Here is a 17787-nt window from a genome sequence, read left to right on the forward strand (position 1 = left end):
CCAACGTGACGATTGGATCGGCGACCAACAACCAAAGGGGGCGGTGACCGTGCTGATCGCACTCACCGGACTGAATCCTCACACCGGAGTGACTACTACCGCGGTCGCCCTCGCCAACGCATGGCCGGGCACGAAACCCGCTGTCGTGGTGGAGGCGGATCCTGCCGGGGGACGACTCGCGCGACTCGCCGACGCCGACCCGCACCGCGGACTGGCCAGCCTTGCCGCTGCCACCACCCAGTCACCAGGAGATTCTCCGGTTTCGACACAGTTGTGGGAGCACGTCCAGACGCTGGGTTCGGGTGTGCCGTTCCTCGCCGCACCTCCAAGTGCCGATGCCATGGCAGCGACGCTGACGGCCCCGGTGAGCATGCCCGCCGCCGCAGTCCCAAGGCTGGCAGATCTGGTGGTCATCGCCGACTGCGGTCTCGCCGATCCGGCCTCGCCCGCCACTCCGATCGCCGCTGGCGCCGACGTTCTGATCGTCGTGGTCCGTGGCGACCTCGCCGACCCCGTCCGCGCCGGCCGGCGCGTCCGCGAGGTCACCGCCGGCTGTCGGCGCTGCGCGGTGCTGCTGGTCGGCTCGGATCGCACGGGCGAGTTCGCCGAGCCTCTCGGAGTCCCGGTGCTCGGCAGGCTTCCACTCGACCGCCTCGGTGCCGAAGCGCTGCTGACCGGCGCCCGATACTCCCGCCGAGGACGCAACGGGCTCGCAGCGGCTGCCCGCGTCGTTGCCGCCGCACTGCACACACAACTGACCCCAGCACACTCGAATCCGCTTCTAGGCCGGCAACCGTCACCGTGGCCCCGGTTACCGGGCCGGTGGCGTCACGGTCTCGGGGTCTGCATCCGGGCGGATTCGCCCCGGGTGTATCGAGCCCGCCAGCCAGTTCCCGATCGAATCCCGGGCCAGGACGCCGCCCCGGCCGTATCCCCAGTAGACGACCTCGGTCTCGAGGTCACCGAGACCGGCCAGCCCCCTACGGAGACAGTGCCCGTTGCGCGTGATGCTACCCCCGTCGCCACCACGGCAAACGAATCGGCACCGGGTGGGCCGACCCTGGCAGTCGAGGTGTTCGGGCCGCTACGTGTCTGCTGGCACCGCGACGACGGCGTTGTCGACATCACCACCCACTTGCAGCCCCGGAGCCGCGAACTGCTGGCCCTGCTGACCCTGCACCCAGAAGGGATTTCCCGCGAGGCCCTGATCGCCGATCTGTGGGGGGAACGATGCCCCCGCCGACCGGTCAACGCACTCAACACCGCGATCAGCCGACTCACCGCCTCCATCAGAGACGCGACCGACGGCACGGTGCCCCGGATTCTGGCCGGCGACCACATCCGCTATCAGCTCGACCACACCATCATCGCCACCGACTACCAGCAGTTCGCTCGCGCGGTACGTCAACGCCGCCACGCGGGCAACGGCACGGAGCGCGGTGAAGCGTGCCGCCACATCATCGACACCTCCTGCCGAGGGATCCTGGCCGCAGATCTCACAGCGGACTGGGTAGCACCGATCCGGGAATCCGCCCGCCGCGACACCATCACCGCGGTCGGCGCCCTGGCCGCCACCGTGGTCGAGCAGGACCCACGCCGCGCCCTGGACCTCCTCGAAACCGCCCTCGACCACGACCCGCTCAACGAACTCCTGTGGCGCGACATCCTTCGCCTGCACGCCCGCCTCGGCGAACACACAGCCATCGAACGCACACTCGGCCTCCTGGCACACAAACTCTCCAAAATAGGAGAAGAACCCACCGCAGAAACACGAGACCTTGCAGAAAGGCTCCAAAAACAAGCCCGGCACTGAAACCGGAGTCTTCTATCCGAGATGCGTAATGGCCGAGAAAACGCCTCGGCGAACACTCGAGATGAGATAGGCGGAAACGCTGGGTCTAAGGTAAAAGCTCGTCTGATGAGGCGGAGGCGAGGATGGGGAAGTCTCTCGCCTGACTCGAGTGCGGAATCCGCGCGGGACAAAGGCTAACATCCGCCTCGGGAATTCGAGGCGACACCCGCCGCCAAGTATTGACGGTACGCAATAATAGCCAGAAGGTGTGCGTGCTTCTCGGCGTTCGTCGGGTAAGGTATTAGCCCAGTAGGGTTTGCGGATATCTGATCGCTATTTGTGGAATTCAATTGAGAATGGGATTCCGTACGGCAATTTCACGGCACAACGGGTGGATGTTCGCAATTTCTTCGGGTTGTCGGAGATCGCCGCCACGGGGGGTGCAGCTCGCGTTATCGCGGCCTGGCTGATCGTGGAGATCGTTAGGTGGGTCGTTAGGTGGGTCCATTGGCGGGTCGCTAGGTGGGTCAGTCAAATCAACCCACCCCGATGCCGCAAACTACCAGCTAGAAGCCACTATCCGACCCAACTGGCTCCCCAGGATTACCCGCAGGGAACAGAAAGAACACGTTGGGGCGGGCGTGGCCCGCTGGCGTCGCTGCCATCGTTCGGCTGGCCCTGCTGATATGACTCCGCTATTCAACTATCGATATCCGTCCTCATTCGATGCATTCCAATCGGTTTCAAATCAATAGTTTCCTCATGTACGGTCTGCTGCCGGCCTGGCCGCGTTAACGCATTCCATTCTGTGCTTGCCATGCAATTGTTGCCCTGATCTGCGGAAATTGGTTGAGAAAAGGTTGAAAACGGGGTTGAATTCCCGGGATGAGTCGAGATAGCGTCGACCCACACCCCGGGGAAACGAATTGTCAACCAATCCGAAATGACCACCGCGCCACCGCTGTGCCAGGATCCGCCGTGAGCGGCGCAACAAAATTCGTGCAGTGCGAAGGAGAAACGAGATGACTTCCCCCACCGGCCCGGCCCCCGCACCGGCCAACCGCCTCGGCAATGGCGAACTGCGCCGCATGGTCGCCAAAATCCTCACCGACAACCCCGGCACCGAATACACACCCCGCGAAGTCGCGAAACTCACCGGCCGTTCATCCGGTGCGATCGGAAACGCGATGAAAACCCTCACCGCCGCCGGACACGCCGACCAGACCAGCGCCAAACCGCTGCGCTACCGCGCCAACACGAACACCAGCAGCGCCGCGACCGGAGCCCCCACCCCGGCACCCGCCACCGGCACGCCCGCCGCAACCCCGGCCAAGCGGCCCGCCGCCCGTCGGGCGCGTAAGGCCCCCGCCGCGCCATCGGGCACCCCGAGCCCGGCCCGCACCGGTTCGGCCGTGACACGGCCGAACGGGCAGCAATACCACCTGCGGACCCTGGCGGGCCGCGCCGATGTGGACGTGCTGCGCACCATGCGCGACCACGAGGTCCCGGTCCTGCTGTACGGCCCGCCCGGCACCGGCAAAACCTCGCTGATCGAGGCCGCCTACGGCGACCTTCTGACGGTCCAGGGCGACTGCGACACCACCGTCGCCGATTTTGTCGGGGAATACACGCAAAACCCCGACGGGACCTTCGCGTTCGTGCACGGGCCGCTGGTCCGCGCCATGCGCGAGGGCCGGGTGCTGTTCATCGATGACGCCACCCTCATCCCGCCGACCGTGCTGTCATGCGTGTACCCGGCCATGGACGGCCGCCGCGAGATCGTGATCAAAGCCAACAGCGGCGAAATCGTGACCGTCGCGCCGGGGTTCTTCGTGGTGGCCGGGCACAACCCCGGCGTTCACGGCGCGATCCTGTCCGACGCCCTCGCCAGCCGGTTCGCGTTCCAGGTACAGGTCGGCTCCGACTACGACCTCGCCAAACAGCTCGGGGTGGACCCGAAAGCAGTCCGCGCCGCGCGGAACCTGGCCACCCGACAGGACAAAGGCGAGATCGGGTGGGCACCCCAGCTGCGCGAACTGCTGGCGTTCCAGAAAATCGCCACCGCCACCGACACGAACACCGCCGCCGCGAACCTGATCGGGGCCGCACCCGAAGACGACCGCGCCATCGTCGCCGACGTGGTGCGCACCGTGTTCGGCACCCGGCTGGAACCCCTGGCCCTCGGCCCCCGCATCTAACCCACCCCGGCCCGCCCGAACACGCCCGGAAGGAACCCCCGCGATGACCGGCCACCTGATCGCCGACCCCACCACCACACCCACACCACCGCCCGCCACCGCCGGATGGGATGCCCTGTCTGCCGCCCTAACCGATGAAGCCCCACCGATCGCAGACCGCGACGACCTGGTCGTCACCATTGCCCCCGGCGCGGCGCACGGGCACCCGGCGGTGTTCATGCCCCACAGCGCCGCCATCGAAATCGACGGCACCCGCCTCGGCATCGACCCGGCCACCGCGCGGCCGGACCGCAACAGCGACCGCGCCCGCTACGCCGCCGTGTGGGGCGCGTTCGTCCACGAATGCGCCCACGCCCAACATTCGGTGTGGGAAGCGCCGCCGGTGGCGAATCCGGCCGTGGTCGAGGCCGCCCTGCTGTTGGAGGAATCCCGCATCGAGGCCGCCCAGATCCGTCGCCGCCCCGATGACCGGCACTGGCTGCGCGCCAGCGCGACCGAGATCGTGATCGGCGACAACGGCGGCACCGATGCCGCCGCCCAGATCCCGCCCACCGATTATGCCGCCGCCCACAACGCCGCCCTCCTGCTGGGGCGCGTGGATGGCGGCATCCTCACCGCGTCGGAATGCGCGCCCGCCGCCGGGGTCATCGAGTCCATCCTCGGCAGCGACAAGCTCGAGAAGTTGCGCGCGATCTGGCAGCAGGCCCACACCGTGGCCGACGACGACACCAACACCATGCTCGAACTCGGGCAACGGTGGCTCGATATCGTCGGCCCCGACCCGCACGCCGACCCGGATCCGAACTCGGTCCTGTCCGCCGCGATCGGTGACACCGTCACCAACATCAGCAACGCCGTTGCCGCGCAACCGGTCCCGGTCGACCCTGCCGAAGCGGCGGCCACCGCGCAACGAGAGGCCCAGCGTGCCGCACGGCGCGCGGCGGCGCGGGCGCAGAAGGTGTTCGGCAACGGCAACGGGACCGGCACCAGTGCCAGCACCCGCGCCACCCGCACGCCGCACCCGGACGAACGCGCCGCCGCCCGGGTGCTGGCCCGCGCCCTCAACAACGCCGCACAGCGCGAACGCGCCACGATCAAAACCACCTCCGCGTTGCCGCCCGGCCGGTTGCGGATGCGCGGCGCACTGGCCCGCGAAGCCCAACGCGCCGCCGGGGCGCTGCCCACGGCCGAACCGTTCACCCGGACTACCCGCAAAACCGTGCCGATCCCGCCGTTGCGGGTCGGTATCGCCTGCGACGTGTCCGGTTCCATGAGCGACTACGCCGACCCGGTCGCCTCGGCCGCATGGATCATCGCCCGCGCGGCCGAGCTGGCCACCATGCCCGCCGCTACCGCCACGGTCACCTTCGGCGCATCGGTGGCACCGATCACCTACCCGGGCACCGCGCCCGCCCGGGTCACCCAATTCAGCTGCCCCGATTTCCTGCACGCCATCGACAACGCCATCGAGGCCCTCGACGGTGCCCTCGAGCTGTCGCGCCCGGAAAACACCCGCCTGCTGGTGATCATCTCCGACGGCTACTACGACGGCAGCAACCGCGACCGCGCCCAGAAACTCCTCGATCGGCTCCGCGCCACCGGCTGTGCCGTGCTGTGGCTGGCACCCGACACCGGCACGGCACCCGACCCCCTCAACGGCGCGAACCTGCACCTGATCACCGACCCCGCTACCACCGCCCACGCCATCGGCCGCGCGGCCACCGCCGCCGTACGCACTGCCTGACTCCCGTAGCGGCAGCCAATCAGCCACCAGCGGGATCCAACTGCCCGCGCCGAACCCACCACCGAACGAAGGGGCAAGAACATGGACACCCACGGCACCACGCCAACAGCAGCGGAAGCACCCGATCCGCAGTCACCCACCGAATCCGACAGCGAAACCTTGATCGGCTCGACCACCCGGCCGATCTGGTTCCACGGCGTACAGCTACCGGCCGGAACCCTGGTCCGCATCGTCCGATTCCGCCGCGACGGCACCGCCGAGATCATGCGCACCGACGTGTTCGGCCTGTCCAAGCGTGTCGCAACGGATGCCCTCGACTGCCCATAGCGCACCGACCGAGACGAAATCGGCACACTACCAACCTCTTTAGGAGTTCGGCCATGATGAACAGCGACACCACCCCGACGGTCAACCAGGCACCGGTCAGCGCGGCGAACACCACCGGCGATCAGGTCAGCCGATTCGGGGCCGAGTGCCCGATCCGGGTCGGTGACGAGGTGACCGGTCGTGACAACCCGACATGGCGCGGCCGGGTCCGCTCCATTTACCTCAACGACGAGGTCGCGGAATGCGCGATCGAAACAGCCGACGGCAGGCGGGGCTTCGCGCCACCGTGGGCCTTGGTGCCTGCCGATACGGAACCGTCCCGCGAATGGCGAGACCGGATGCAGACCTTCAAGAAGGCCCAACGTGACCAAGCGATGGAGGCGCTGCGCCGAAAGCGGCACGAGGCCGCTGAACACGCCGAAGACCTCGCCGGGCGGCTGAACACCATCGCCACCGCACTCCGAGATGGCGACACCCCCGACCCCGGCGAACCCGTGGAAAACCTCGCCCATACCTTCGCCTTCGCGCTGCATGAAGTGACTGAACTCGATGACAGGGTCGTCGCCGCCGGGCTGTCGGCCACCGACGAGCCTCAGCGACACAGCGCCGCCGAACCGGCCGGTTCCGACGAACTGCTCGCATGGTTCCGCGTCCTGCAACAGCGCATCCGCGACGAGATCGACTGCTACAGCACCCGCGAAGACGGCACCGAGGACTCGTCTGCCTGCGCCGACCACCACGACCGGCTCGAAGCCCTGTATGCCGAGGCCAACGACACCATGGCCGCGCTCGATAGCCACCTGGACACCGGCGGGCCGCTACCCGCCGCATGGGCACACATGCCCACGCCCCACCCCCACTGATCCCACTCCGGCGGCCCCGCCACCCACCGCGTCCAAATCACCTGCGGCCACCGAAAATGCCCCGAGGAGCCACGTCATGAACTGGAACGAATCTGCGACGAGCAGCGCATCGGCCACCGGTCCTGCCCCAAGCCACCAGCACACCGACGCATTACGCGCCCAGCTGGAAGCCGCGTACGACCTGCCCTTCGGGCGTGCACGGGAACAGCGCATCACCGACCTTGTCCTCGCGATCATCACCGCCGAGATCGGCCGTCGCAATCCCTCGATCAGCACCGTGCTGCTCGACTGGGCACCCTACGGCGGGCTCGGCGTCGCCGGATTCCGCGACCACGACGGCAACAACATTCGCGACCACGAACTCGACCTCGACATCAGTTTCTACGCCAGCGATATCCGCGCCGCCGACAGCAACAATGCACTGACCCAGCCACCACACGAGCAGGGGCTATTCCGTCTCGACCTGCACGACACCATTCCCGCCGCCGATGAACGAGAAGAAGGAAACAACCGCGATGATCACACCCCGCGTCGGTGACCGCGTTCGTATCACCGGGCTCATGCCCGACGATCCCGCGCCGCTGGAAATCGGAACAATCGGAACGGTGACACGGATCCCCAGTTCATGCCCCGGCCAGATCTTTGTCGACTGGGACAACGGGAGATCACTGATCCTGCTCGAATCCGACCCGTTCGAGATCCTTCCGACGCACTCGCCGCCACAACCTGGCGATCGAGGGGCCGCTTTACCCGGCCCGGCTGCCGCCGACACCAGGAGCAGCAGACGCGGGCCATATTGACCCGCGCGGAATGCAGCACCGCTGATGCCCTGGGGCCGCCATACCAGCGGCCCCAGGGCATCGTCAGCGCCCTGTTCAGCTGTCTGCGTTCGGGTGTCCCACCACGCGCCTGGCGACCGGCTGGCCCAAATCAACTGGGGCACCCACCCCGCCGCCGGGTATGACACCGGCGAACCTGTCATCGAAGGGCCCGACTGGCGATCACCAATAGTCCGCGCCACGTCGCCACGGCGGCACGGGTACCGTCCAGCTCCCGGACTTGTCCTTTTCCCTTTCTCGCCGGAGTTCGTCGCGCTCGCGGCGAACCTGTTCGGTGATGTCGTAGATCACATCGAGGTCCGCGGTCGTGCCGCCCATCACCTCGATACCGACCATGCCGTCTTCGACCTCGTAGTCGAAGTAGACGATCTCCTCGGCAGCGTGCCGGGGGCACCCGGGGACGGTGACGATAACCTCGTCATCGAAGATCCGGACGCGCACCCGGACCTCACCGCCACCACATGGTGAGTACCCCCAGCCCAGGCGACGGGAACGGTCCGAGCCGAGCAGGCACCCGCGATTGTGGACGGCTTCAGCCGTCATGGACAGCACGGCAGCCGAGTCCAGGGCGGAATCGAGCAGGTCGCTCAGCCGCTCCCCGGTGATTCGATCCAGCCCTCGCAGCTTGACATCCACTCCGTAGTAGGCGGCGGCAACGGTCCTCCACTCGACACAGCGGATCTCGGCGTCGGCACGCACGCGCTTCAGGTCGTCGAGTACCTGCGAGACCTTCGTGCGGAATTCCTCGTTCAACTCGCTTTGGCTCAGTGTGTCTCGCTGCCAGTAGGGCACGACCACGGTCGTCGGCGTCAACTTGGCGGACTGAAGTGCGTGGACCTTCGGCAACAGCACATCAGCTGCGGCGAGGACATCCTCGCAGGTGGGATCCGCCAGGCCGTCAGGCCCCAGCTGTTCGGCATCGGCACGGCGCCAATACTTCCCGGTCCCGTCGACGCTGATCTTCAACGGACGCAGCCGTGAGTTCCTCTCGGCCTGCTCGCGTGCCTGCGCGGCCTGCTTTTCGCCGCGTCGGAGAGCTTCGGCATATTGCACGCCGTCCTCGGCTGCGATCCTGCGAGCGCGACGGCGCCGCCGCGCACTGCTGTTCTTCGGCATGTTCTCGTCCATTCCCGGCAGAGGCGCCCACGCCACCCTGCCTGCAACGAACAAGCATGCGAACAGGGGAAGTGTGAACGCGGGCCCCGGGAAGGACCTTGGCCATCAACGTCACCGAACCGGCGTGGGCGAGGCAACTCAGGCGAGAACGAGGAGCGCGTGCGCGGCCTGTCACTCCGCAGGAGAGCTTATCCTCTCGCGTGCTCGTCGAGAACCAACTTCGCCGAGACCACCATCCACGAGCAGGGGCCCGGCGTCTGCCGGGCCCCAAGCTGGCCGCCCTGTGAGGGTCCGGCCGGATTCATAGGTTCACTTGCTGTTGTCGATGCTGCTGGCGAGCGAGTCGAGAACGTCCTGGACGCCGGGGCCGTAACCGGTTTGGTGTACTCCCGAGGTGTAGAACTCGGCCGCGTCGCTGCCTTGGCGGACAAGGTCGGCCATGTCGGACAGGGCAGCGCTGGTCGCGGGGTCGGTGCGGGCGGTGAGGTCGGCGACCAGACCGGTGAGCTGGCTGGCTCCGTCTCCGACGAGCGCCGAGGCCGCGGTGGCGGCGAGGTCGGCGGCTACCGGGACGAGTCCGGTCAGTTCGAGGCCGGCGCCGACGGGATCGCCGAGGGCGAGTTTGTCGACGGCGCGCCAGGCGACTTCTTGGGCGAGACCGATGTCGGTGGCGACGCGGCCGAGGTCGACTCGGCCGATGATGCCGACGACTTGGGCGGCTACGGCGGTCCAGCCGCTGGGGTCGGCGGCTGCGGCCATCGAGAGTGCACGTGCGACGAGGCGTAGGTCGACCTGGTCGGCGATGCGAACCAGCGGGCTGAACAGGTTGTTGAGTTCGCCGCTGATGCGGTGGGTGCCGCCGATGTCTCCGGCCAGCACGGTGGGCGGCAGGCGCAGCACGTTGTCGCCGATAGCGGGCAAGTTCGCGGCGAACTCGGCGAGACCGCCGAGCACGAGGATGACCTGCCGTGTCACCGAGGAGGGATCGAGCACACCGGTCGAAGACGAAGTGGTGGTGGTGTCGTCGAGGAGGGAGGAGTTGCCGGTGAACGCGCGGCCGACAGCGGCAAGTCCGGGCGATTCTTCCGGCGAGGTGGCGCAGTAGAGGTCGCCGGCGGCGCAGACGGTGCGTACTCGGTTGGCGAGGCTGCCGAAGTTGTCGCGGGGGCCGGCGATCCCTTGCCCGTCGACCGGTTGTCCGAGCTGCGGTGTGCTCGGGTCACGGTTCGGGTCGGACAACAAACCAACGGCGAGCACTCGCGAGGCCGGAATCGGATCTTGGCTGCGGCCGATGGTGGAGGTGACGTCGCCGACGACATCGGCACCCTGTGAGTACCCGGCCATGACGACCTGAGTGGTCGGACACAGCCCCGCCAGCAGCCCGGACAGAGCTTGTACTCCACCGGATTCCGACTGCTGGTACGGGGCGGGGGCAGCGGCATAGGCCAGGGACCGTACGTCGATGTCGTTGCCGTAGCGGGCGCGCAGCCCGTCACCGATCGGTGCCAGCATGCCCACCGATCGGGTGGGGTCAGCGCCCGGATTGGTTTCGCCGGTGCCGGGCACCAGGACCGCCGTCCATCGGGGGCATGCCGCGCTGCCAGGTTCTGCGGTGGCAACTCCGGTCGCGACGGTGGTGACGGCGGTGGCGCCGACAACCACCACAGCCGCAGCCGCTACCGCACGCGCGGCGAACCGAGGGGCTGTTGCACGGTTGCGGCGGGCGGGCGCACGCCACGGTGTGAGTCGGAGATTGAACATATGGGGCTCCCAGGGACGTCGTATTCGGTCGTGCGGGTGAGTTCTCTCGCCGCACTGGGAACTCCGGGATTTCAGGGGTCTTTTGGACACAACGGGTCAGCAAAGCCATCGAGAGGAACGGACGGGGCGAACGGAAGACGCCCTTCAGCGGGTCTGACGGTGGGTATGCGACTCAAAGGGGTGTTCGGATGCGTTGCCCGGCGAATCAGGATGGTCAGGGTCGGCGCGCAGAACCCACCGAATCTGCGCCAGGCGGTTGTCGTTCGCGCGCCACAGGAGACGGGGCGATGGGGATCGGGGACGCGCGTTCGCGACGGCTGGGCGGGCATCGACGGGCGTACGTCCTGGAAATGGCGAGAGCGGGAGTAGGGCGGTTGCCCTTTGACAGGGTGGCCGCTCTACTCCCGCCGGGTCCGGGTGGTTCGGTTCAGGACTGGGAGGACGGTGCGAGTGCGAACTTCTTGGGGCGCGTGGTGGTCATCTCCGCGACCCCGGAGTCGGTGAGCCGTACGAGGGCATTGTGGACTGCGCCCGAGGACCGACCACCGAGCGCCTTGCCGATCTGGTGCGGGGTGAACTCCTGGCCCGGGTGGTCACGCAGGTGATCCTCGACCAGCCCCCGCAGTGCACCGGGAGCGAGTTTGTCCGGATGCGGCGACCCTTCGCCGGTATGACCGGCTGGTCCCGCATCATCGGTGTCGGTGTCGGTGGCCGGTTCGTCCGAAGTTGTGGCGTTGTCAACGATTTCGTCGATGTTCGGCGGGGGCGGGGTGGAGTCATCGAGATGCGAGGCGTCGGTCTCCGGTGTGCGGGGCTGAGTTTCAGCATCGTCAGGGGCTTCGCCGTCGCCGGAGGTGTCGGTGTCGGGTTCGGTGGTGGGCGCGATGCTCCAGCGGGCGGCGGCGTGGGGGTTGGTCTCGTCGGTGTGGCGGGAGATGCTGCCGTCGGCGGCCCACATGTTGAGGAGCTTGCGGGTCTTCGACTGACTGATTCCTGCGGCGGTCGCCAGTTCGGCGGCGGGTTTGGGGTCAGCGCTGATGACCGCCCACAGGGCGTCTTCGACGGCGGTGCGGGCAGATTCTGTCGTGGTGGACATGACATTCTCCTGGGAAATGGTGGCTGGTGGTGTGTTTCGTCATGTCCCGGCCGGGACGGCACCCCGGGAATTCGGATTCGTGGGGCGCCGGTCTCCATGGACGCTCGATACGGGGTGAATTGTCAAGCGGAATCGGGAACGAAGCGGTCATATCGGCGGTATGTCACTGAAATGGCCGTGACTGTCTGCATGGGAATTGATTCCGTTTCGGTGTGGTCTTGACAAACCCGGGTCTATCGAGCGTCGATGGTCGTGGAAACCCGTGGTTCGGCAATCCTGCCGATGAATGGGTGACCACCCCGGCCGGGTCGCCAATCACGATTCCCTCGATCGAACTCCGGAGAAGCCGCATGCCCACTGACCACGACAATCGCGAAACCAGCTGAGTCGCAGCATCTTCTCAAGTCGGGCTCGGGAACGACCGTTCCTGGCGAAGCTGACTGGCCCCGGCGTGGGCAGCGCAGATCATGTGCGCGATGTCGGCGGAGGGGCCCTCGTGAAATCACTCGCTACGCACAACTTTTCGGAACAGTTTGGAGACTTCTCATGGATAACACCGTTCTCACTGCAAGATTGGACGAGTCCTACACCGTCATCGGCACCAGTGAATGCGTCCACCGCATCCGGGAAGTTACTTTCCAGGTGACTTGTGTGGATGATTGCATCCATAGCGAGGGCAGAATCTGCACCGAGTGTGCGCCGTCGTGGCAGCTGGATTATGAATTCGACGAGCCGTTCCCGTTCGAGCGTGTGGCCCGGGTGACCGTCCGCGATCTGCTCGACGCGGGACACGTGCGTGTCGGCGATCGATTGGCCAGTCCCGACAGCGAGGTCACGGCGGTGATCACGGGCTGCGGTGGCTTGATGCTGCCCGACGGCCGCATCTTCACCAATCCTTCCGCCGCTGCCAACGCCGTCGGTGGTAACCGAAACGAGTAGCCCGCAGACGTGACCCGCGCGGCTCGCTTCCCTCGCGTGGGCCGCGCGGGTCACGTGCGTCGCGGCATGCATATGCGCCCGGCGCGAGCGGTGGATATCGCCCCTTCTGTGCCGCGATGCTCGGTGCTCTGCATGGCGGTTGGGTGTGCCGGGCCTATATGCCGTTGCCGCAGCATCCAGTGGTTGGCCCTCGTCCGGATGAACGTCTTCGCGGGCACCGTTTTCAGGTTCTGGGATTGTCGGGATGTTCGTGATCCCAGGGAAGGGGTTCGGCGAACAGGTGCTGGGATTTCCACAGGGGGGGGCGCATTCGGCGCAGATGGTGTCTTGGTGCTGGCATCGGCGGGGGTCGGCGATGGGGATCTCGACTTCGTCGATGTGGTGCACGAGTTCGGTGCCGCCGGGCGGGATGTGGGCGAAGTCCGCCAGCGCGGTGACGGTGGCCGGTAGAGTCATGGGGAAGCCTCCTGTCGAGATGTGACGGCTCGCTCTCGGACCGATCGGTCTAGAGCTGCGGTGCCGGACCGGCAGCGGGCGGCGCGAGGTCGGCGGGGCGAGTGGCCTTGTAGTAGTCATCGCCGCGCCAGCGGTATTCCGAGATTTGAACAGGCTCGTTGAAGGTCGGCGCGTGCAGCATCTTCCCGGCGCCCAGGTAGATGCTGACGTGGTGCACGTCGGCGTCGGTGCCGTAGAAGAGGAGATCACCGGGCAGGAGTTGGTCCTCGGGGATAGAGGGCCCGGTGTGGACTTGGTCGTAGGTGGTGCGTGGGATGGCGATGCCGGCGCGGGCGTAGGCGGCTTGGGTGAGGCCGGAGCAATCCCAGCCGCCGGAGACCTCGGGGCCGTTGCCGCCCCAGACGTAGGGTTGCCCGAGTTGCTGGCAGGCGAACGAGATCGCTGTCGCGGCAGCGGGACTCGCGGCCCGTAGGTCGGCGCAGTCACCGCTGCCGGGCGGTGGTGCGGTGGCGTGCGTGGAGTAGCGGTCGGCCTGGGCGAGAACGTCGCGGACGTACCAGTCGGCGTGGTTATAGGCGAAGATCGCCGCGTAGAGATCGCCCGGCGCGCCGGAATCACACAGGTAATGGGCGGCTGCGTGGACGGCGTCGTGCGGGTTGTATCGCGACGGAGGTGTCGCCCCGCCAGCGGGCAGCGGATGCCGGGCGACGACGGAGTCGAAGGTGGGGGCCAGGAACTGCATCGGTCCACCGGCTCCGGCGAAGTTCTCCCCGGCGGCGACGCCGGGCAAAGTGGAGCGGCCGTGGTCGGTTTCGATCTTGCCGATCGCGGCGAGTACCGACCAATCCAAGCCCGGACACGAGCCGGCGCCTTGCTGATACAGCACCAGCATCTCCGGCGGGATATCGGTCAGGGCCTCGGTACTCGGCGCAGTGGCCGCGCCCGGTGCCGGAGCCGGGGTGGGAGCATGGTCGTAGACGGCGACGGTGGCGACGACCGCGGCGATCACGACCGTGCAGAACACGACCGCGGCCGAACCGACACCGAGTGCTTTGGCGAACATCACGAACCTCCGGTCTCGCAGGGCGGCATCGGTGACGGCGGGTCGAGGACCGCCGGCCCACTGGTCGTGGTCGGCGCGGAGTACTGCGGGATGCTCGCCGGGGGCGGGGTGAGATGCGGCCACGAGGCGGGGAGCTGGTGCAGCGCCAGTCGTTCGCCGCCGTGACCATCGAGGGACAGCCAGACACGGTCGGCGGGGCTCGGATGTTCTGCGGTGGGATCGAGAAGATCGGCAGCGGCGGTTGCGACCGGCACCGCGCCGGGGTCGGGCAGCGTTTGCCACGTCTCGAGGAGGGCACGGCGGGCGGTGGTTTCGCGTCCGGTGGTCGGCACCCACAGCAGAACGGGAGTGACGATGCCCGTGGAGCGGGCGAGTTCGGCGTAGCCGGCGAGCTTGCCGGCCACCGAGGAGAGGGTGATGGTGCCGAGGTCGAATTCGAGGAAGAAGTCCAGGGTCGCCCCGGTGTGGGTGTAGCGGCCGTAGGCGTCGGGGCGGACGAGATCACCCCAGAGCCCTCGGCTGCGGCCTTCCGACCACCACGCCAGCACCCGCCCGTGGCCGGGAGTTGTGACGAGGGCGGTGAACCATTGGTTGACGCCGACGGTGTGTGCGAGGTGCAGGCTGTGGGCGATAGCGAGGGCGCGCTCGTGGCGGTAACGCAGCTCACGGACCTCGATACCGGCTTCGGCGGCGACCACCGCGGCGCCGGCGGGAGCCAGGACCCAGTGCCCCGGGGCGGTGCCTCGCGCACGGAGGGGCCGGAACCGGTCGACGACCCGATACCTGTGCAACAGGGTGAGGCGGCGACGGGCTTTGATGATGGTGGGGAAGGCCAACTCGGCGAGCTGGGTGGTAGTCAGGACGCGATGCTCGAGCAGCATCCGCAGAATCCACCGATCCCTGCCGGTGAGCCGCACAGCCAGACCGGCGTGGCCGATCGCCGACGGTGCCCGGGTTGGTCGGGGTGCTCGCAGATCCCTCTGCCTATCCGGGTGATTGATCATCGCAGCAACCTCCGAGAGTTGAATTACCTTGCTAGACAGGTGAATCCGTGTGGACTCACTGGGTCAGGACAGGCGGGGATCGCCGCCACCGACCGGTGGAGCAGCAGATTTTGTGAGATCCGGCCCCGGTTCGTCGGTGTCGGGTTCTGCCGGCTCCGTGGTTGGAAGCGGTGCGGCGAGGCGAGCACGGGCAGCGGCGCGTATCTCGCGGGCGCGCCCCGGCACGGCTGGTGGCAGGGGTTGGGTGGTGAGGGTGAACGGTGGCGCCTGCTGGCCGCGGACCAAGACCCGGGCGGCGGCGTGGAAGGCGTCGAGGTGGGTCAGGTCGTGCTCGGACAACCAGGGAGTCGTGTGGCGAGCCAGGTCTCGGGCATCTTCGGGGGACGCGGTGAAGATGACCTTGTTGCGTGCATTGGCCGACACCGCCGCCCGCATGTCTGTCGGCAGCTGTCCGAGGTTTTGGTGCGCGATGACCAGAGACAGGCGCAGGCCGCGGGCCTCGGCGAGCATGTCCTCGAGTGGGGTGGCGAGGTTGAGGAAGTTGTGGGCTTCGTCGAGGGCCAGGGTGGCGTCGGGGCGCTGGTCGGGGTGGGTGCCGACGCGGGCGGTGGTGGCCTGCCAGGTGCGCGCTACGAGCAGCGATCCCATCAGGCGGCTGGTGTTCTCGCCGAGAGAGCCTTTGGGTATCCGGGCCAGGCAGATGCCGCCGTGGTCGAGCACGTCACCGAGATCGACGGTGGAGGGTCCGGCGGCGAGTGCGTCGCGTACGAATTGCCGGAACAGAAAGTGCCGCAACTTGTTCAACAACGGTCCGATGACCTGGTTGCGTGCGGAGTCGGTCAATTCCTCATACGAGGACCAGAATCCACGCAGGACGGGGTCGGTGGTGGCGCGGGTGACCCGGGTGCGGAACGCGGGCTCGGTCAACAAGCGCGGTAGATCGGTGAGGGTGGCGACGCCGGGTTGGCGGCACAGGGTGAGCAGGCTTGCTCGCAGGACGTCGTCCGTGCGCGGGCCCCACCATTGGGCGAAGGTGCGGTGGAAGATGGTGGCCAGGTTGTCGACCGCGCGGTCGGTCCCCGCTCGGTCGGCGGGGGTGTCGAGCGGGTTGAGGCAAGGCGGGCGGCTGCGGGAGTCGGCGTCGAACAAGACGACTCGGTCGGCGCAACGCCGGGGCAACCGGGCGAGGATGTCGGTGATGAGGTCGCCTTTGGGATCGACGACGACCACGCCGCGGTCCTGATCAGCCTCCTCGAGGATCAGCCGCCCCAGCAGTGTTGACTTCCCGACGCCGGTTGGGCCCAGGACGTGCAGGTGGTGGCGGGCGTCGGCGACGCGCACCGCCACCGAGCGTCCACCGGGACTGTCGGCAACGCCCAGGGGTTTCGAATACGGTCCCGCCGCAGGGATTTCCGGGGTCGGTGCGATGGCGCGGGCTCCGGCCCGCTGCACACCAGGAATGGCCGGATCATGCGGAAGATGGGCGAGTGCGGCCAGCTCCGGCACCGACAACAGATCACCGCGGCCCAGCCGCCGCTGCGAGAGCGCCGAGCCGAGCCGCCGCGTGCGGCGGTGCCGGTAGTAGTTGTGATCGGTGCAGGACCCGAACACCACCGCCAGCGCATCCGCCCGACCCCGCGCAACGGCCCGCGCCGCGACCCGGTCACCGGTATCGGGCACCGACACGGCATAGCGGATGACGGTCTCCCAGTGCGCACCACGGGCTTTACCGGCGGCGGCCCGCTGCTCGGTCGTCTCGCGCATCGCGGCCTGCCGATCACTCGACTGGGCCGCCGCCGCGGCACGGACGCGGCCAGCGCGGCGGACCGGGCCCGGGGTGAGCAGATCGAGCACCTCCCGCAGCAGCGGGATAGGCCATGCCGCACCGGTCCCGGTTCGGGTGCCGCGCCGCACGCGGCGGCCGGTGACCGGTCGCGCCAGTACCTGCACGCAGGCGGCCTGCCCGGGGCCCAGATCATCGGCGGCGGAGATGAGATCACGAACCAGGTCCGCGCCGCCGTAGTCGGTGCGGATCGGCAGTGCTTCCCGGCGCCCGAGCCGCAGCTCACCTCCGGACAGCAGCCGACGATCCTCAAGCCCAGGAGGTGTGAGCGGCGGGGAGACCGTATGGGCGGTGCGGGTGTGCGCGCCCGGCCACGCGGAGGCCACCGCCCGCTCGACCAACCCTGGCGGAATCCGGCCGGGTACCCAGAGCCGAATCGCCACCCCGTGCTCGGGGGTGATGCTGTACTCGAACCCCAGATGCGGTTGCCCGAACAGCATCCGCCGCCAGGACGGGCGCAGCTGCCCGGTCAGATGCGCCCACAGTGCCTCCGCCCCCTTCGGATCGACCTTGGGAGGCGTGAGGACGGTGACCTGGCGGGCGTCGGTGGCCAGCCGGTGCCGGCGCAGTCGCTCGGCAACCCTCGCCGCGGCGAGCACGCCCACCATCAGCCCCACAGCGATCACCGCCGCCGGACCGGTCACCACCCGTAAAGCGGTGTCGGCGAGTTCGCGCATCGCTGCGGCGGGGTCGAGCAGCAGCTCGCCCACGATGCCGTGGTCCGCCGCAAACAGCATGAGGGACAT

14 protein-coding genes are annotated in these 17787 nt (G+C 68.0%); 8 read left to right on the forward strand and 6 right to left on the reverse strand.

Features of this window, described 5'->3' with window-relative positions:
• Positions 1-43 precede the first annotated feature (43 nt).
• From NS6_RS32265 to NS6_RS36530, 7 genes are all read left to right on the forward strand, one after another.
• On the forward strand, positions 44-1813 hold the full coding sequence (locus tag NS6_RS32265; RefSeq protein WP_054814851.1) for a BTAD domain-containing putative transcriptional regulator: 1770 nt from the start codon (positions 44-46) through the stop codon (positions 1811-1813).
• Between the two features lie 1001 nt (positions 1814-2814).
• Positions 2815-3990, forward strand: coding sequence for an AAA family ATPase (locus tag NS6_RS32270; RefSeq protein WP_043735057.1), 1176 nt, complete (start codon positions 2815-2817; stop codon positions 3988-3990).
• Positions 3991-4033: 43 nt separating this feature from the next.
• Complete coding sequence (locus NS6_RS32275) at positions 4034-5734, forward strand: VWA domain-containing protein (RefSeq protein WP_054814850.1); 1701 nt, start codon at positions 4034-4036, stop codon at positions 5732-5734.
• An 81-nt stretch (positions 5735-5815) separates the two neighbouring features.
• A complete protein-coding gene (locus NS6_RS32280; RefSeq protein WP_043736129.1) occupies positions 5816-6061 on the forward strand; it encodes a hypothetical protein in 246 nt (81 codons plus the stop codon).
• A gap of 53 nt (positions 6062-6114) precedes the next feature.
• Positions 6115-6924 (forward strand): hypothetical protein, encoded by an 810-nt coding sequence (locus NS6_RS32285; protein ID WP_043736128.1) that lies wholly within the window; start codon positions 6115-6117, stop codon positions 6922-6924.
• A gap of 76 nt (positions 6925-7000) precedes the next feature.
• Positions 7001-7462, forward strand: coding sequence for a hypothetical protein (locus NS6_RS32290; protein WP_043736127.1), 462 nt, complete (start codon positions 7001-7003; stop codon positions 7460-7462).
• Positions 7463-7484: 22 nt separating this feature from the next.
• Positions 7485-7724 (forward strand): DUF4314 domain-containing protein, encoded by a 240-nt coding sequence (locus tag NS6_RS36530; protein WP_218017685.1) that lies wholly within the window; start codon positions 7485-7487, stop codon positions 7722-7724.
• Between the two features lie 201 nt (positions 7725-7925).
• On the opposite strand, the gene NS6_RS32300 is transcribed toward NS6_RS36530, so the two are convergent.
• From NS6_RS32300 to NS6_RS32310, 3 genes are all read right to left on the reverse strand, one after another.
• Positions 7926-8879 (reverse strand): hypothetical protein, encoded by a 954-nt coding sequence (locus tag NS6_RS32300; protein WP_138456831.1) that lies wholly within the window; start codon positions 8877-8879, stop codon positions 7926-7928.
• 309 nt (positions 8880-9188) lie between these two features.
• Positions 9189-10640, reverse strand: coding sequence for a cutinase family protein (locus NS6_RS32305; protein WP_068049982.1), 1452 nt, complete (start codon positions 10638-10640; stop codon positions 9189-9191).
• 427 nt (positions 10641-11067) lie between these two features.
• Positions 11068-11736, reverse strand: coding sequence for a hypothetical protein (locus tag NS6_RS32310; protein WP_051047221.1), 669 nt, complete (start codon positions 11734-11736; stop codon positions 11068-11070).
• Between the two features lie 573 nt (positions 11737-12309).
• Between NS6_RS32310 and NS6_RS32315 the strand changes: the two genes are divergently transcribed.
• Positions 12310-12675, forward strand: a complete 366-nt coding sequence (locus tag NS6_RS32315) for a hypothetical protein (protein WP_067510752.1) — start codon at positions 12310-12312, stop codon at positions 12673-12675.
• Positions 12676-13180: 505 nt separating this feature from the next.
• Here NS6_RS32315 and NS6_RS32320 read toward each other — a convergent pair.
• From NS6_RS32320 to NS6_RS32330, 3 genes are all read right to left on the reverse strand, one after another.
• Positions 13181-14194, reverse strand: a complete 1014-nt coding sequence (locus NS6_RS32320) for a C40 family peptidase (RefSeq protein ID WP_051047220.1) — start codon at positions 14192-14194, stop codon at positions 13181-13183.
• Positions 14194-15075, reverse strand: a complete 882-nt coding sequence (locus NS6_RS32325; protein ID WP_197986985.1) for a replication-relaxation family protein — start codon at positions 15073-15075, stop codon at positions 14194-14196. Before NS6_RS32325 ends, NS6_RS32320 begins: the two co-directional genes overlap by 1 nt.
• A 186-nt stretch (positions 15076-15261) precedes the next feature.
• Positions 15262-17787, reverse strand: coding sequence for a type IV secretory system conjugative DNA transfer family protein (locus tag NS6_RS32330; protein ID WP_043736122.1), 2526 nt, complete (start codon positions 17785-17787; stop codon positions 15262-15264).

The sequence above is a fragment of the Nocardia speluncae NBRC 108251 genome, from assembly GCF_001613245.1.
Taxonomy (GTDB): domain Bacteria; phylum Actinomycetota; class Actinomycetes; order Mycobacteriales; family Mycobacteriaceae; genus Nocardia; species Nocardia speluncae.

Excerpts from the sequence above, each read along its gene's own strand:
- NS6_RS32285 (WP_043736128.1), top strand. The coding sequence starts at position 6,115 with ATGATGAACAGCGACACCACCCCGACGGTCAACCAGGCACCGGTCAGC.
- NS6_RS36530 (WP_218017685.1), top strand. The coding sequence starts at position 7,485 with ATGCCCGACGATCCCGCGCCGCTGGAAATCGGAACAATCGGAACGGTG.
- NS6_RS32280 (WP_043736129.1), top strand. The coding sequence starts at position 5,816 with ATGGACACCCACGGCACCACGCCAACAGCAGCGGAAGCACCCGATCCG.
- NS6_RS32330 (WP_043736122.1), bottom strand. The coding sequence starts at position 17,787 with ATGTCCCTCATGCTGTTTGCGGCGGACCACGGCATCGTGGGCGAGCTG.
- NS6_RS32325 (WP_197986985.1), bottom strand. The coding sequence starts at position 15,075 with ATGCTGCTCGAGCATCGCGTCCTGACTACCACCCAGCTCGCCGAGTTG.
- NS6_RS32270 (WP_043735057.1), top strand. The coding sequence starts at position 2,815 with ATGACTTCCCCCACCGGCCCGGCCCCCGCACCGGCCAACCGCCTCGGC.
- NS6_RS32305 (WP_068049982.1), bottom strand. The coding sequence starts at position 10,640 with ATGTTCAATCTCCGACTCACACCGTGGCGTGCGCCCGCCCGCCGCAAC.
- NS6_RS32320 (WP_051047220.1), bottom strand. The coding sequence starts at position 14,194 with ATGTTCGCCAAAGCACTCGGTGTCGGTTCGGCCGCGGTCGTGTTCTGC.
- NS6_RS32275 (WP_054814850.1), top strand. The coding sequence starts at position 4,034 with ATGACCGGCCACCTGATCGCCGACCCCACCACCACACCCACACCACCG.
- NS6_RS32290 (WP_043736127.1), top strand. The coding sequence starts at position 7,001 with ATGAACTGGAACGAATCTGCGACGAGCAGCGCATCGGCCACCGGTCCT.
- NS6_RS32300 (WP_138456831.1), bottom strand. The coding sequence starts at position 8,879 with ATGCCGAAGAACAGCAGTGCGCGGCGGCGCCGTCGCGCTCGCAGGATC.
- NS6_RS32310 (WP_051047221.1), bottom strand. The coding sequence starts at position 11,736 with ATGTCCACCACGACAGAATCTGCCCGCACCGCCGTCGAAGACGCCCTG.